At 39.4% G+C, this 15,222-nt stretch carries 15 protein-coding genes; 6 read left to right on the forward strand and 9 right to left on the reverse strand.

The genetic code is table 11. From position 1 onward, the window contains the following. Positions 1 to 24 precede the first annotated feature (24 nt). Entirely contained in the window at positions 25 to 894 is an 870-nt protein-coding gene (locus tag PQG45_RS04380) for a lysophospholipid acyltransferase family protein (RefSeq protein WP_315575445.1), read from the forward strand. Here PQG45_RS04380 and PQG45_RS04385 read toward each other — a convergent pair whose 3' ends face one another. The 5 genes from PQG45_RS04385 to PQG45_RS04405 are packed head-to-tail and all read right to left on the reverse strand — an operon-like array spanning position 895 to position 4,970. After that, entirely contained in the window at positions 895 to 1,521 is a 627-nt protein-coding gene (locus PQG45_RS04385) for an L-threonylcarbamoyladenylate synthase (protein ID WP_315575444.1), read from the reverse strand. 1 nt (position 1,522) lies between these two features. Beyond that, a complete protein-coding gene (locus PQG45_RS04390) occupies positions 1,523 to 2,449 on the reverse strand; it encodes a YihY/virulence factor BrkB family protein (protein WP_315575442.1) in 927 nt (308 codons plus the stop codon). Next, positions 2,446 to 2,856, reverse strand: a complete 411-nt coding sequence (locus PQG45_RS04395; RefSeq protein WP_315575440.1) for an acyl-CoA thioesterase — start codon at positions 2,854 to 2,856, stop codon at positions 2,446 to 2,448. Before PQG45_RS04395 ends, PQG45_RS04390 begins: the two co-directional genes overlap by 4 nt. A gap of 1 nt (position 2,857) precedes the next feature. Then, positions 2,858 to 3,889, reverse strand: coding sequence for an endolytic transglycosylase MltG (mltG, locus tag PQG45_RS04400; protein ID WP_315575439.1), 1,032 nt, complete (start codon positions 3,887 to 3,889; stop codon positions 2,858 to 2,860). Position 3,890: 1 nt separating this feature from the next. Beyond that, on the reverse strand, positions 3,891 to 4,970 hold the full coding sequence (locus PQG45_RS04405; protein ID WP_315575437.1) for an Ldh family oxidoreductase: 1,080 nt from the start codon (positions 4,968 to 4,970) through the stop codon (positions 3,891 to 3,893). Positions 4,971 to 5,044: 74 nt separating this feature from the next. Here PQG45_RS04405 and PQG45_RS04410 point away from each other — a divergent pair, with 74 nt between their 5' ends. From PQG45_RS04410 to PQG45_RS04420, 3 genes are read left to right on the forward strand one after another with little or no spacing between them, the layout of a single operon-like run. After that, positions 5,045 to 6,613 (forward strand): FMN-binding glutamate synthase family protein, encoded by a 1,569-nt coding sequence (locus PQG45_RS04410; protein ID WP_315575435.1) that lies wholly within the window; start codon positions 5,045 to 5,047, stop codon positions 6,611 to 6,613. 37 nt (positions 6,614 to 6,650) lie between these two features. After that, complete coding sequence (locus PQG45_RS04415) at positions 6,651 to 8,525, forward strand: ABC-F family ATP-binding cassette domain-containing protein (protein ID WP_315575433.1); 1,875 nt, start codon at positions 6,651 to 6,653, stop codon at positions 8,523 to 8,525. Between the two features lies 1 nt (position 8,526). Then, entirely contained in the window at positions 8,527 to 9,759 is a 1,233-nt protein-coding gene (locus PQG45_RS04420; RefSeq protein ID WP_315575431.1) for a type IX secretion system plug protein, read from the forward strand. Here the strand turns inward: PQG45_RS04420 and ychF are convergent. After that, positions 9,756 to 10,859, reverse strand: coding sequence for a redox-regulated ATPase YchF (gene ychF / locus PQG45_RS04425; RefSeq protein WP_315575429.1), 1,104 nt, complete (start codon positions 10,857 to 10,859; stop codon positions 9,756 to 9,758). The genes PQG45_RS04420 and ychF overlap by 4 nt on opposite strands. Before the next feature lie 87 nt (positions 10,860 to 10,946). After that, positions 10,947 to 11,264: a DUF3276 family protein gene (locus PQG45_RS04430; protein WP_315575427.1), complete on the reverse strand. Its 318-nt coding sequence runs from the start codon at positions 11,262 to 11,264 to the stop codon at positions 10,947 to 10,949. A gap of 172 nt (positions 11,265 to 11,436) precedes the next feature. Here PQG45_RS04430 and PQG45_RS04435 point away from each other — a divergent pair, with 172 nt between their 5' ends. Then, a complete protein-coding gene (locus PQG45_RS04435) occupies positions 11,437 to 11,991 on the forward strand; it encodes a septal ring lytic transglycosylase RlpA family protein (RefSeq protein ID WP_315575425.1) in 555 nt (184 codons plus the stop codon). Here the strand turns inward: PQG45_RS04435 and PQG45_RS04440 are convergent, their stop codons facing one another. Continuing rightward, positions 11,992 to 13,377, reverse strand: coding sequence for a DUF4369 domain-containing protein (locus PQG45_RS04440; RefSeq protein ID WP_315575424.1), 1,386 nt, complete (start codon positions 13,375 to 13,377; stop codon positions 11,992 to 11,994). It abuts the gene before it with no gap. Between the two features lie 105 nt (positions 13,378 to 13,482). Here PQG45_RS04440 and PQG45_RS04445 point away from each other — a divergent pair, with 105 nt between their 5' ends. Continuing rightward, the gene (locus tag PQG45_RS04445) at positions 13,483 to 14,190 is read left to right on the forward strand and encodes a YdcF family protein (protein WP_315575422.1); all 708 of its coding nucleotides are present in this window, start codon (positions 13,483 to 13,485) and stop codon (positions 14,188 to 14,190) included. Here the strand turns inward: PQG45_RS04445 and pfkA are convergent. Further along, entirely contained in the window at positions 14,187 to 15,161 is a 975-nt protein-coding gene (pfkA, locus tag PQG45_RS04450) for a 6-phosphofructokinase (protein WP_315575420.1), read from the reverse strand. The two genes, PQG45_RS04445 and pfkA, sit on opposite strands and share 4 nt — an antisense overlap. Positions 15,162 to 15,222 lie beyond the last annotated feature (61 nt).

Below are 15,222 nucleotides of genomic sequence, written 5' to 3' on the forward strand. Positions count from 1 at the left end.
AGCGATTAACTCGACAAATTAGCCATGATGTTTTTTTACAAGCTTTTGGGCCGTATGCCTCTTTCCATTTTGTACACACTTGCAACAGGTGTAAAATGGGTATTTTATTACATCATTGCGTATCGTAAAGAGGTTATCTCAAAAAACATCTCAAACTCATTTCCCCAGCTCAACCCCAAGCAAATCAAGGCCTTAAGCCTTCAATTTTATGGGTATTTAACGGACCAACTTGTCGAATTTTTTTATGGGGTATCCATTAGCGAGAAAGAAATGCTTGATCGAGTTCAAATGGTTAATGAGCATTACATCTCCGACTACCTGCAAGCAGGAACGCCAGTCGTGTTAGTGGCAGGTCACCAAGGCAATTGGGAATGGGCGATTCACCGACTTGCCTTATCAAATAATTTATATGATGTTGTCTATCAAAAACTAAACAATCCGGCATTCAATCAATTCACGATGGATGTAAGAAGTCGCTTCCCAGGTGTTACTTTGTTGGAAAAACGGGAATCCATTTTGGCCACACGTGAAAGAAAAGATATTGCCAGGGGAATTTGTTTGGCAGCAGATCAGGCTCCTCAAAAACCTGAATCAGCCTATTGGACAAAATTTTTAAATCAAGATACTGCCTTCTTTACGGGCATGGAACGATTTGCGAGAGATTATAATTACCCCGTCGTATTTGTTGAATTAATCCGGAAAGAAAGAGGTAAATACATCATGAGTTTCGAACCCATCGCTAACCCCGATTACACAGATTTACCGAAGGGTGAAATTATTGAACGATTCGCACGCCGATTAGAAAAATCGATCATTCAATATCCTGAACAATATTTGTGGTCACATCGCCGCTGGAAGCACACAAAACCTGATGTTTTGTCGTTAAAATGGTAATTATTCGAAATCAGCTACATCACCCGCACCCACACGAATAATTTCAATGCTATCCTCGAGTACATCCAAAACAGAGGATGGAAAATGTCCGCCGTATCCCCCATCAAGTACGAGATCTACTTGGTTTTCATAGCGATCAAATATCAAACTTGGATCTGTATATTCCTCAACGGCTAAGCCCTCTTGAGGCAATGTAGTAGTCAACAAGGGATGCCCCAATTGTGATACAATATCCAAAATGGGTTGAAAATCTGGAATACGAATACCGACCGTTTTCTTCCCTTGGACTAACACCGAAGGCACTTTAGAACTTGCAGGCAAAACAAATGTGTAAGGCCCTGGCAAGTATCGCTTTAATATTTTGAAGGCAAAATCACTCACTTTGGCAAAATTCGCAATCGAACTAAGGTCGGCACAAATGAAACTAAACCGATTTTTAGTGGGCTTAATCTGTTTGATTTCACAAATACGATTCACAGCTTGTTGGCTCTGAATGGAACATCCAATCGCATACATGGTATCCGTTGGATAAATAATTACCCCTCCTTTTTCAAGAACTTTCACGACATAATCAATTAATTCCTGCGAATTATTTCGATCATACACTTTTCGGATTTCTGCTGACATCTTAAAAATTCAAAAAGAAATCAGAGCCTTGTTGCTCTTCCTCTAACTCCTCAATTTTAACTTGATCAATACTCGCATTGATTTCAAAACCAACAATGAGAATTAATCCTACAAAATACAACCAAACCATCAAGGCAATTAAGGAACCGATGGAACCATAAATTTTATGGTAACTAGCAAAATTGACTAAATAATAAGAGAAAACATTGGAAATAAGAATCATCATGACGGAAGCTGTGATGCAACCCGCATTAAAAAACTTCCAACGCTTATGAATCGCTGGAGCATAGAAATAAATCAAGGAAATCGTAAAAAAGAAGACGGAAAATATGACGAAATAGGTTAACACCTTCGTTAAATAGAAGGTGAAATTATATTCTAAAATGCCTTCTTTTGCCAAATATTTCACAACAAAATTCCCCAAAATGAAAACCATGAACGAAGTAATTAAAACGAATGTCAATAGAAAGTTTAAGCCAACTGCCACCAAACGCTCTTTAATGAATCCACGATTTTCACTTGTTTTATAAGTCAAATTAAAGGAACGCATTAAAGCTAGAATCCCACTGGTACTCGCGTAGAGCGCAAAAAAGAAACCAAAAGAAAGAACTCCTCCCCTTTTCTTATTTACAATCTCCGTAATCAATTCTGTTAAATCACTTTGGAGATATTTAGGAACCGTAGCTTTGATGAAACTGATAATCTTAAAGTCCAAATGCTCCACAGGTAAATAAGGAAGCAAAGAAAAAAGAAAGATGATGGTGGGAAATACAGCTAAGGTAAAATTGTACGCCACCGCTGCTGCACGTACATCAATATCAAATTGAAAGATCTTTTGATACAAAATAGAAATGATGCGAACGAGCACATAATGCTCCTCGTATTCACGCCAAATCTGTTTTATTTCGTTTAATAAACTCTTCCTCATGCTTGATAATAAGGTTGTAAGGCATTCATGATAAAATCAGGTGCCTTAATGACTTTTTTGGCATTCAAATCCCAAAAAACGAGTGTTGTGCTACCCTCATTAATTACAACACCAGCTTCATTTTTAATCTGATATGAAAACACAATTTTCCGAGTTGGCAACGAATCCACATGACAAATGATGGTTAATTCATCATCATATAATCCTGGAGCAAGAAATTTAGTGTAATGTTCAGCTACAGGTAAACCAATCCCGTTATCTTCCAACGATTTATAACTAACCCCTAAACTACGTAGGGTTTCCACACGGGCAATTTCATATAAACGCGCATAATTCCCATAATATACATAACCCATCTGATCAGTATCTGCATAACAAACTCGGTACTTAACTGCGTGTGAATACATCTTATTGAATTTTACGAGCATCTAATGCCGCTTGATATTTAGCTGCATTAATCAAATGTTCAGGATAGGTTTTGGCAAAATTGTGAAAACCTGAAAAATCTTCTTTCGCACAGAAATACATGTATTCATGCTTCTCCAAATGTAAGACTTTATCGATCACATCCACCGGTGGAATCGAAATAGGTCCAGGAGGCAAACCCGTATTCCGATACGTATTATAAGTGGATTTGATTGCCGTATATTTTCCTGTCACGCGCTTGATGCTAAAGTCTTTCCATGCAAAAACGATTGTTGGGTCAGCTTGGAGTGGCATTCCGGTACGAAAACGATTCCAGTAAACTCCCGCAATACGAGCTTGCTCAGCGGACTCTTTACTTTCTCCATAGACAATCGATGCCAAAATACCTGCTTGTGTGGGTGTCATTCCCAAGGCAGAAGCTTCATTAATACGTTTCTGGTTCCAAAAGCGTTTATTTGCTTTCTGCATTTTCTTCATAAAGTCCTCAAAAGAACTAGTCCAAAATACCTCATAGGTATCAGGTATAAATAAGCATGCAATGGTTTCAGGACTATAGCCGTATTGCTCCGTAATTGCACTAGAATCCAACATTTTCATAATGTAAGTAGAATCGTAAGGCAATTGTTTGCCCAATTTAGCTGCTATATCTTCTTTCAACCGAAAGTTATTGATCGTAATCCGCAAAGCATCTTGTCGGCCATTGCGCATTTTACGCAACAACTCCCAATTCCCAGTTTCGGGACCTACCACATACCGACCTGGTTTAACTTTTTCAGCCACACCCAAGGCTTTCGCCAAAAAACGAAAACTTAGCTTATCTCGAACAACATCGTTCTTATCTAAACTATCCAACACTTGATTAAAATCCGCGCCTTTCGGAATCAAAATAGCATAAGAATCGCCTTTCACATTAAAGTTTGGCGTTTTAAATATCTGCCAAACGTAATAGGAGAACATCGCTGTTACCAACGAAAACACGAGGATAAAAATCTTGATTTTTTTATTCGAAACCATCTTAAGCAATTTTAAAATCTATAGAAAAACGGCTAGCTAAGCCTTTTAAATCAGCAATGACAGGATCTAACAAAGGAATTCCGTCTTGCATTCGAATCATCTCTAATTCACGTTCGGGATCTCCCGGAATAATTACTTTCTTACCTTCAACCGCATCAGCAGCTCGGAATCGTCTAATCCACTTATCCATGTCATCCTTAAATGCGTCGGCTGGCCGGAAAGCATCTATGCGCATCGCACCTAAAAAGTGTCCTGTACCATTCCCAACGGTTTCTCCGGCTTGCATAAAGCCAGCCGTTGCGAACGGAGGAACCCAAGGACCAAAATTCGCCCCCGATAAAACTCCTGATAAAATATCGACAATTGCGCCGAGCGCATAACCTTTGTGTGAACCGTGCTCACGATCGCCACCTAAAGGCAATAAAGCACCTCCATTTTTGATGGCAAACGCATCATTGCAAGGATTTCCGTCTTTATCTTGTACCCAACCTGATGGAGTATCTAATCCCTTCCGTTGTAATATCTCTAGTTTACCATAAGCCACTGCCGTAGAGGCGAAATCAGCCAAAAACGCGGGTTCTTCATTGGCAGGTATTCCTACCGCAATGGGATTCGTACCCAATAATTTCTCACGTGAAAACGTAGGGGTAACTAAAGGTGCTGCATGCGTCATGGCCCAACCAATCATATCTTTCTCCACAGCCTTCATTGCATGATAACCCGCAATCCCAAAATGATTAGAATTTTGGACAGCAACCCAACCCGTACCAGCCACCGCAGCTTTTTCAGTGGCAATTTCCATCGCTTTGGGAGCCACAACAAGACCTAATCCTCTGTCGCCGTCCACCAATGCCGTAGATGGGCTTTCGTGTAAAATACGAATTTGAGGCTTTGGGTTGAGGCGACCATTGTCATATAATCGAACATAACCTGCTAAGCGTGCTACGCCATGGGAATCAATTCCACGAGCGTCCGCGGAAACTAAAACATGCGCCGCCAAATCCGCATCTTGCGCTGGGCAACCGATGGATTCAAAAACGGAACTGACAAATGCTTTGAGTTGTTGATAGTCTGCTTGCATAACAAAATTTAATAACAAAGATAAAAATAAGAATTGGGAAAAAATTACCAATTTTGTTCAAAATTCATCAACAAATGGAAATCAATCAATGGTTAAACTCAGCTTGGTTCTGGGTAGGAATTGTTTTATTCATAGTCATCATTCGTGACATATTCATTCAAAAGAGTCACACCATCACACATAACTTTCCCGTCGTAGGTCATATTCGTTATTGGCTCGAACAAATCGGACCGGAATTGCGGCAATACATCGTTGCCAATAATCGGGAGGAGTTGCCATTCAACCGACAAGAACGCTCTTGGATTTATGCCTCGTCCAAAAATGAGAATAACCTACAAGGTTTTGGGACAGATCAGGACTTTAATTCTCCCGGCTATATTTTCATTAAGAATGCCATGATGGGATATAATCCTCCTGTGAATCATCCAAGTAAAAAGAATCCTGGAGTTTTACCTGCGACAAAGGTTATCGGACTATTCCACAATCGAAAAAGACCTTTTCGTCCTTACTCGGTGATCAACATTTCAGGTATGAGTTACGGTTCACTATCGGCCAAAGCGGTTGAATCGTTAAATAAAGGTGCTCAATTAGCGGGTTGTTATCACAATACCGGAGAAGGATCTTTATCACCCTATCATCAATTTGGGGCTGATGTTATTTTGAATATTGGTACGGCCTATTTCGGTGTTCGAGAATTGGATGGCACATTTTCCATGGATAAGTTGAAACAAAAAGTTGACGAAAACCCTCAGCTTCGTGCCATCGAATTAAAACTATCACAGGGTGCCAAACCTGGTAAAGGAGGCATGTTGCCGGCTTCCAAAATCAATCAAGAAATCGCCGACATACGTCACATCCCTATGGGAAAAGATGCTATATCGCCTGCATTTCATGCGCAATTCAGTAATATCCCTGAGATGGTGGATTTTATTGAATCCATGGCGACAGAAACAGGATTGCCCGTGGGTGTAAAATCCGCGATTGGTAAATTAGAACAATGGGAAGAATTGGCTGCCTACATGGCAAAAACAGGCAAGGGACCCGATTTTATCACCATTGATGGCGGTGAAGGCGGAACAGGTGCCGCACCGCATGCCTTCGCGGACCACGTTTCTATGCCATTCACGTTTGCCTTTGCTAAAGTATATCAAATCTTCCAACGGCATGATTTAACAGATAAAATCTTTTTCATTGCCTCTGGTAAATTAGGCTTCCCTGAAAAAGCTTTACTTGCTTTTGCCATGGGCGCTGATTCGATTAATATTGCTCGAGAAGCCATGATGTCCATTGGTTGTATTCAAGCTCAAAAATGCCACACAAATCATTGTCCAACGGGCATTGCGACGTCCAATAAATGGCTCCAAGCGGGTATTGATGTAACATTAAAAAGTGAGCGCTATTATCGCTACCATTATACATTGGTCAAAGAAATTGCAGAAATCACCCATGCCTGTGGTTATGAACATCCCTGCCAAATGACGATGGATGACATCGAGCTTTCCATGGGGGACAACAACCGAACCATGACTTTATCCAAAGCCTATGGATATCACAAAACTGCGATAGCTTATGAATATTTTAATGAGCTCATCGACTGTCCGCATTTAGGTGGAGCAAATGCACGAAATCGTTTGAGCAGATAGACCTGTGGATTAAAGATAAACGATTATCTTTGCACCCATGTTATCAATATCCAATCTCAATTTCTATTTCGGTAGTCGGGCCCTGTATGAAGGTGCCAATCTTCACATCAAACCTAAAGCTAAAATCGGCCTTATTGGCGCGAATGGAACAGGTAAATCTACATTACTGCGCTTAATTTCGGGTGAATACACACCCGATGGTGGCAATATCTCCAAATCAGGGGACTGTACCATCGGTTTTTTGAATCAAGATCTACTCTCCTACCAAACGGATGATAGTATCCTGGAGGTTGCGATGCAGGCATTTAGCCGACAATTAGAATTACAAAAAGAGATCGACCAGGTGCTTCATAAGATGGAAACAAATTATGAAGACAAGGATGTGGATCTATTAGCTAAATTTCAGGAGGAATTCGAACGATTAGATGGATATACCATTCAATCTAAAACAGAAGAAATCTTAGAAGGTTTAGGCTTTACGACGGGCGATTTAAATCGCCCATTACGCCTATTCTCGGGGGGATGGCGCATGCGGGTAATGCTTGCCAAATTACTTTTACAAAAACCCTCATTGCTTTTACTTGATGAGCCGACCAACCACTTGGACTTACCGTCCATCGAATGGGTTGAAAATTATATTCATGATTACGAGGGTGCTATCGTCGTTGTATCGCACGATCGTTATTTCTTAGATCGCACGATTGATCATATCGCAGAAGTATCCGGTGCTAAAATCACCTTATACCCAGGAAACTATTCGTATTACACGGAGGAAAAATCCTTGCGAAATGAAATTCAAAAGGGCGCTTTTGAAAACCAACAATCGCAAATTCGTCAAACAGAACGCTTTATTGAGCGTTTCAAGGCGAAAGCTTCTAAATCCCGTCAAGTACAATCGCGTGTGAAAGCATTGGAAAAAATCGATATCATTGATGATGTGATTGACGAAAAAGCGAAGGTGAATTTTAAATTCAACTTTGGCACCGAACCTGGTCGTTTCATTTTGTTCTTGGAGAATATTTCGAAAGCATATGGTGAAAAGGTTATTTTAAAAAGCACTTCAGCAACCATTAACCGAGGCGATAAGATTGCATTAATTGGTGCGAATGGTAAAGGTAAATCGACCTTATTACGTGTCATTTCAGGAACAGAAGAAATCGAAGGTGAGCGTAGAACGGGACACAATGTCATTGAATCGTTCTTTGCCCAACATCAATTAGAGAGTTTGAATGTAGAAAATACCTTAATAGACGAATTGAAAGCGACAGGTACGACCAAGACCGAAATGGAATTGCGTAGTGTATTGGGTTGTTTCTTATTCTCTGGTGAGGAAGTATTCAAAAAGATTAAAGTTTTGTCAGGAGGTGAAAAATCTCGGGTGGCATTGGCGAAGGTATTGATATCGGAGGCCAACTTCCTTTTACTCGATGAGCCTACCAATCACTTGGATATGCAATCGGTGAATATCTTAATTCAAGCGCTGCAACAATACGAAGGAACTTATGTGGTCGTATCGCACGACCGTTATTTTGTATCAAACATTGCAAATAAGATTTGGTACATCGAAGACCATGAAATAAAGGAATATCCAGGTTCTTTTGATGAATATGAGACATGGATGGCTAGCAGACCCGTGGATCAAACGGCAGCAAAAGCCATTGCATCGAAGCCTAAACCTGAATTAGCACCCGTAGAGCACAAACCTGTTAATCAGAATACGGAAAAGGCTATCGAGAAGTTGGAAAAACAAATCATGGAATTCGAACAAGAAATTAAGCAAATTGAAAACGAGATGGCAACTGTAGCAGCGGCTTCTAAATTTGATGAACTTAAGGCCTTAGAAACTAAACGCCATGCAGTACAGGTTAAATTAGAAGCAACAACTGCCGAATGGGAGTTATTAATTAGCTAATATGCGCGCCCTAATCCTCGTTTTACTGCTAACAGCACAAATAAGTGTATTAGGGCAATTGCAAAACCGTACAATTGAAAAGCAAATTAAGAGTGTCCATTTAAGCCAATTAATGGCGCATGAGACGATACAGGCACAACCTAGCCTTGATATCGGTAGTCAGGGCAATTGGCACTTAACCTTCGATGATTTATCTTTACAAAATCGAAATGCAATCTACCTCAAGGTGATTCATTGCCAATCGGATTGGAAAGCATCTTCCCTCTCCGACATCGAGTTTCTACAGGATTTCAATGATATTCCGGTACGTGATTCACAGGCATCCATGGGAACCAAAGTACCCTATCGCCATTATCAAATCGCCTTACCACGCGTTAAATTAGCGGGTAATTATGTTGTCATGATATATAATCGGGCTAAGCGAGATACCATCCTAACGCAGCGATTCTGTGTTTATAACCAAGAATTAACGGTCGCTGGGTCTGTTCGATTTGGTCGGACCAATGCACTTCGTGCCAGCCACCAAAACCTTGAATTAAGGTTGAAATACCCAGGCAATTTACTGATTAATGCAGCAGAAGATTTAAAGATCTATGTGAAACAAAATGAATTGCTCGGAAACCAATTGCCTAAAATGCCCTTGGGAATAATTAATCCGATGGAGCAATCTATTCATTTTCCGTCTTATGAAAACGAACAGGCAATTGCTGGAGGAAATGAATATCGATTAATCGACCTTCGCAGTACGCAGCAAAAATTAAGTTACATCGATCATTGGGAAGTCAAAGAATCTGAGACACAATTAGTAAGCATGCTAGAAAGCCCACAGGGAAACTATACCTATGTGCAACGAAATGACAGCAATGGAGCTTATGTTCTTGAAAATTACGAGAATCCAAGCAATCCTCTTTATGCCGATTATGTACGCTGTACTTTTCGACTAAAAGCACCCAAACAAAATGAAACAATTTACGTGTGTGGTGCCTTTAACCAATTTCAGCACTTACCTGAGAATATAATGCAGTACAATGATTCTTTGGGTATCTATGAAGCAAGTATTCAATTAAAACAGGGGATTTACAATTACCGATTTGAAACAAAAAACCCTTCTAATTACTTAGAAGGGAATTATGCTCAAACCGAAAATAGTTATGAAATCTTTGTTTATCTCCGAAAACCCGGCAAACGCTATGATGAATTAATCGGGTATCAAAAGCTCAATTCAATCCATTAGACGTTAAATCTAAAGTGCATGATGTCTCCATCATGTACGATGTAATCTTTACCTTCCACGCTTAACTTACCTGCCTCTTTACAAGCAGCTTCACTTTTGTAGGTTTGGTAGTCGGCAAATTTAATTACCTCCGCACGAATAAATCCGCGTTCAAAATCCGTGTGAATAACTCCAGCAGCTTGAGGAGCTTTCCAACCCTTTTGAATGGTCCAAGCACGCACTTCTTGAACACCAGCTGTAAAGTAAGTAATCAAATTAAGCAAGGCATACGAACTACGAATCAATTTACTCAAACCCGATTCCGTTAAGCCATATTCGTCGAGGAACATTTGACGTTCTTCTAGATCTTCAATTTCTGAAATTTGTGCTTCTAAAGCTGCGCAAACTACAATAACCTCTGCTTGTTCTGCTGCAACATTCGCACGAAGCGTATCGACAAAAGCATTACCGCCAGCAGTTAAAGAAGCCTCATCGACATTGGCCACATAAATAACAGGCTTATCGGTCAATAAACATAAATCACCGATAGCCACTTCACGTAAATCAGCATCCATCACAACCGTACGAGCTGATTTCCCTTCTTCCAGGGTAGCTTTAAACTGTTGCAAAGCAGCAAACTCTTGTTTTGCTTTGGCATCGCCATTTTTTGCAGCGCGTTCTGTTTTTTGAATTTTCTTATCGATTGATTCCAAATCCTTCAATTGCAATTCCATATCGATAATTTCCTTATCTGAGATAGGATTCACACGACCTTCTACGTGAATGATATTCTCATCCTCGAAACAACGTACGACATGAATAATGGCATCTACTTCCCGAATATTGGCTAAGAATTTATTACCTAAGCCTGCTCCTTGTGAAGCACCTTTCACCAAACCTGCGATATCCGTAAATTCAATAACAGTTGGCAAAATACGATTCGGTTTAACGAATTCAGCTAAAACATTTAAGCGATCATCTGGCACCGTAACGATACCCACATTAGGTTCAATCGTACAGAAAGGGTAATTAGCCGCTTCAGCCTTGTTTGATGATATTGCACTAAATAAAGTTGATTTTCCTACATTAGGTAAGCCAACAATTCCACAAGTTAATCCCATATATAAATTTAATAATTTGCAAAAATACGGCTAAAAATGAAAAAAGCCTCCGATTTCTCAGAGGCTTTTAAAAAATATTCAAATAAGTTATTCCCATTTAAGGTCTGTGCTACCAAATTCGTCTTCGTCACGATTAAACTGAGCAAAATCAACATCTGGCATCAATTCTGTTTTCACATGATTAACAGCTTCATTTAATCCTTCTACAAACTTGTCAAAGTCTTCTTTGTACAGGAACATTTTATGTTTTTCATAAACAAAACCATCTTCTTTTTGATGGCGGCGGCTTTCGGTAATTGTAATGTAGTAATCTTGTGAACGTGTCGATTTTACATCAAAAAAATAAGTTCTTTTACCTGCTCGGATTCGTTTGGAAAACAATTCTTCTCTATCTCTTTCTTCCACTGTTAAAGTAAGTTAGGTTTGACAATGTGTAAATCTACTATTATTTCTTATTCACTCAAAAATATTGGAATGTTTTTCAATCCCTCGTTCAAGAAATAATTGCATTATTTTGGCAATATTTTTAAATCCGACAATAAAAGTCAAACTTTGAGCCTAATTACGTTAACTAATCATGCGTATCATACTGTTCATTTTCCTTTTAATCTGCGCTCTGAGCCCGTTCCACGGGATTTCTCAGGAGTTAGGTGATGAGAGTTATGGCATCGCATCCTTCTATTCCAATTCATTTTATAACAAACGAACGGCAAACCAGGAATTGTTACGTAAGACGGAATATACTGCGGCACATCGTTTATTCCCGTTTAACACCTTAGTCGAGGTAACAAACATCTACAACAAGAAGAGTGTAGTTGTGCGCATTAATGACCGCGGCCCCTATAAAAGAGGCAGAATCATTGACCTAACAGAAGCTGCAGCCAAGAAGATCAATGTTCGAAAAGTAGGTTTAGCAAAAGTGAAGATTAAAATCATCGGCTTTGAAAATGAGCTCATGCTCATCCCCTATCACCAATTGGAACTAGAAACCACACCCAAATTCAGCAAAAAATTCTATCAAAAAACACGGCTTAAGTACAAGAAAAAATATCGTATTAAGAAGACAATCAAGCACAAGCGCTACCTGAAGAAAGGGAAAAAGCCTAGAAGCAAAATGAAAATTCAGCGCTAATTATTTCCGTTTGCTTTCATAAAACTTCAAGAAATCTTGAATCTTGTCTACTGGAATACGTTTTCCGATAATGTTTTTTGACTTATCCAAAATGTACACAACTGGAGTAGCGTAAGCATCATAAGTCTTTTGAAAATCGGTGTAGTATTCTTCTTTCCCAGTCTTCGCATTGATGTGAATATCAATACCATTCTTCCAATGTTGAATCTTAAATTCTTCAATGAATTTCTTCCACATGACCTTATCGCGTACTAAACAAGCAGCCAATACAGCAATATTTTTAGCTTTAAAATAAGCATCTTGTTTAAGTAATTTCGGTGTTTCTTCCTTGCAATGGCTACAATCAGGGTCATAAATAAACAAAATTGTATAGTTGGCCTGTATAGCTGAGGTTGTCAATAACTTACCTGCAGGATCCGTTAAAAACATTTCCGGAATACGTTTTCCAATCAGCAAAGGTTTAATAATCGCGATACGTTCTTTCATCTTGCGAATCGTCGTTGTATCCCACAATTGTGGCTCACCGATGTAGTATTTCTCCGCCAAATGAACAAAGGCCCCATCTGTACCCACGATGTTATGATTTTCATAGGTACTAGCAATCTTATAGACCACATACTTACGCATGGCCTGATTCTTGATCCCATGAAGTAATACGTCGGCATCTTTCGAAATAGAATCGGACTCTTGAACAACTAAATCTTCAAAATACTTATCAATCTTCTTTTGTAAAAATGGAGTTCTAATAAATCGTTCATCATTTAAATCCACATAGTCAAAATAATGTTTCTTGTAATAGGTAAACTGATACTTATACAAATCGCTACTATCCTTGGATGTTTTTACGGGTTTTGTATATGCGGGAATTTCAGGCTCTAAACTAGCTTGAATGAGTTTAGACACAAATAAATTAGCATGATCCTTTATCCATTTCTGCTGGATGACAGCCATCTCTGTCCGAATTTGCTCAGGCTTCTTCTTTGTTTGCAAAGAAAGATAGGCCGAAGTCATATCACGCTGAAAAGCATAAAATGCTTCATTCTCAGGGCTCTGAAGCACCTTCATTTGACCGACAACATCTGAAGTATCCGTTTCAAATGAAAATTTCGCGTTACCTAACACCAAGTCAAAATACTTATTCTTGTTGAATGACACCAAATACAAACCTTCGTCTAGGGTCTCATTCCCTTCGAAAACAAAATGCCCAGAACTATCCACCTGAGCTGTATCCTTGATGACTTGTTGGCTTGAGCCAAAATAATGAGCTAAATAAACCTCTGTATTTTGAAGACCTTTAATTTTTCCTTTGATTTGAAAAGCAGGATTCTGTGCCTGAGCACAATGCATAACAGCTAAAAGAAGCAATACGAATGAGAGGACTTTCATAAAATTTAGGCTAATTTTAATAATCATAATTTCAAAAATACAATGTTTTTCACGCTATCTAAAATTATTGATTTTATACTTTTACCAATTAGCTGGATAATTGCTTTGGCGTGCGTTGCATACTTTGCCAAAAATACAAAATGGAAGAAGGCCGCCGCATTAGGTCTATTAGGAATTCTTCTAATCGCCTCCAATAGCCTTTTTGTCAATACCTTATTTTCAGCTTATGAAATGCCTCAAACGGAAGTGAAAGGTCATTATCCCGTAGCGATTATATTAGGGGGAGGAATGATTCGAGCAAATCAAGAAGATCCTACTCGCATGAATGTCGGTGAAAGCGCAGATCGCTTTTTGCAGCCGGCACTCCTGTATAAACAAGGAAAAGTTGACAGGATACTCATTACGGGTGGAAACACGTCCATTGGAAATCTTAAAATAGATCATAGCAATGAGACGGCACAAGTTAAACGACTTTTAGTAGCTTTGGGTATACCGCATGAAAAAATAATCACCGAAACCCAAGCAAGAAATACGCATGAAAATGCGAAGTTTTCCAAACGCATGCTTGATTCTTTACATCTTCAAGGCCCCATCCTTTTAGTCACATCCGCGTTCCATATGCGACGGGCTTCTGCATGTTTTACGAAAGAGGGTTTGCATTGCATTCCATTCGTGGTTGATAGCAAAAAAAAGGACACCGAATTAGGTGTCCTTGAATGCATTATTCCTTCCGAAAAAGAATTGTATAAGTTGTCTTATCTGTTGCGCGAAATATTCGGATTCCTCATATATCGCATTGTAGGATATGCCTAGGTAGATAAAATCTCCACCATACGTATCAAATCCTCTGACACAGGTTTCTTTTTCGTAATGGTATCATGGAAAGGCGTATATACCAATTGGTTATTAATTACCCCAGCCATCACATTTTTCTCACCACGTAACAAACCTTCTAACGCGCCTAAACCTAGACGAGAAGCTAAAATACGGTCATATGCGGTAGGAATACCTCCACGTTGGATATGACCTAAAGTCGTTACTCGAATGTCAATTTTACTTCCCATTTTTTCACGAATTTTATTCGCAACCACTTGGGCATTTCCCTCTTCGTCTCCTTCCGCTACGACGACGATTGAAGAGGACTTTTGCTTCGCAAATCCATTATTCAAAATCGTCACAATCTCATCTACGGGGGTTAAATTCTCGGGAATCATCAAAGCTTCAGCTCCACCTGCAATACCGCATTGAACCGCGATATAGCCCGAATCTCGTCCCATTACTTCGATGAAAAATACACGATCATGTGAATCAGCAGTATCTCGAATTTTATCGATGGCATCCAATGCCGTATTTACGGCTGTATCGAATCCAATTGTATAGTCTGTTCCGTACAAATCATTATCAATTGTACCTGGCGCACCTACCGTTGGGATTTTAAACTCATTAAAGAAGATTTCAGCTCCAGTAAAGGTACCATTACCCCCAATCGCCACTAAACCTTCAATGCCTAATTCTTGTAATTTATCGTAGGCTTTTTGACGGCCTTCTGATGTCATAAATTCTTTCGAACGGGCCGATTTTAAAATCGTACCCCCACGTTGGATAATGTTACTTACGGACTGTGAATTCAAAGGAATAATATCCCCTTTGATCATTCCATTATAACCGCGAATAATTCCATAAACTTCTACTCCATGGTATGCAGCACCACGAACAATGGCACGAATACACGCATTCATTCCGGGAGCGTCACCACCTGAGGTAAATACAGCTATTTTCTTCATCAATCTATTTTTTAATACATGTTACCATGAAAATCTACCAAAAATACGATTTTAATCGTTT

This window comes from Aquirufa regiilacus, from assembly GCF_032470275.1.
Lineage (GTDB): Bacteria > Bacteroidota > Bacteroidia > Cytophagales > Spirosomataceae > Aquirufa > Aquirufa regiilacus.

Coding starts and splice junctions, on each gene's coding strand:
- PQG45_RS04385 (WP_315575444.1), bottom strand. CDS start 1,521: ATGTCAGCAGAAATCCGAAAAGTGTATGATCGAAATAATTCGCAGGAA.
- ychF (WP_315575429.1), bottom strand. CDS start 10,859: ATGGGATTAACTTGTGGAATTGTTGGCTTACCTAATGTAGGAAAATCA.
- PQG45_RS04440 (WP_315575424.1), bottom strand. CDS start 13,377: ATGAAAGTCCTCTCATTCGTATTGCTTCTTTTAGCTGTTATGCATTGT.
- pfkA (WP_315575420.1), bottom strand. CDS start 15,161: ATGAAGAAAATAGCTGTATTTACCTCAGGTGGTGACGCTCCCGGAATG.
- PQG45_RS04420 (WP_315575431.1), top strand. CDS start 8,527: ATGCGCGCCCTAATCCTCGTTTTACTGCTAACAGCACAAATAAGTGTA.
- PQG45_RS04390 (WP_315575442.1), bottom strand. CDS start 2,449: ATGAGGAAGAGTTTATTAAACGAAATAAAACAGATTTGGCGTGAATAC.
- PQG45_RS04380 (WP_315575445.1), top strand. CDS start 25: ATGATGTTTTTTTACAAGCTTTTGGGCCGTATGCCTCTTTCCATTTTG.
- PQG45_RS04405 (WP_315575437.1), bottom strand. CDS start 4,970: ATGCAAGCAGACTATCAACAACTCAAAGCATTTGTCAGTTCCGTTTTT.
- PQG45_RS04435 (WP_315575425.1), top strand. CDS start 11,437: ATGCGTATCATACTGTTCATTTTCCTTTTAATCTGCGCTCTGAGCCCG.
- mltG (WP_315575439.1), bottom strand. CDS start 3,889: ATGGTTTCGAATAAAAAAATCAAGATTTTTATCCTCGTGTTTTCGTTG.
- PQG45_RS04415 (WP_315575433.1), top strand. CDS start 6,651: ATGTTATCAATATCCAATCTCAATTTCTATTTCGGTAGTCGGGCCCTG.
- PQG45_RS04395 (WP_315575440.1), bottom strand. CDS start 2,856: ATGTATTCACACGCAGTTAAGTACCGAGTTTGTTATGCAGATACTGAT.
- PQG45_RS04410 (WP_315575435.1), top strand. CDS start 5,045: ATGGAAATCAATCAATGGTTAAACTCAGCTTGGTTCTGGGTAGGAATT.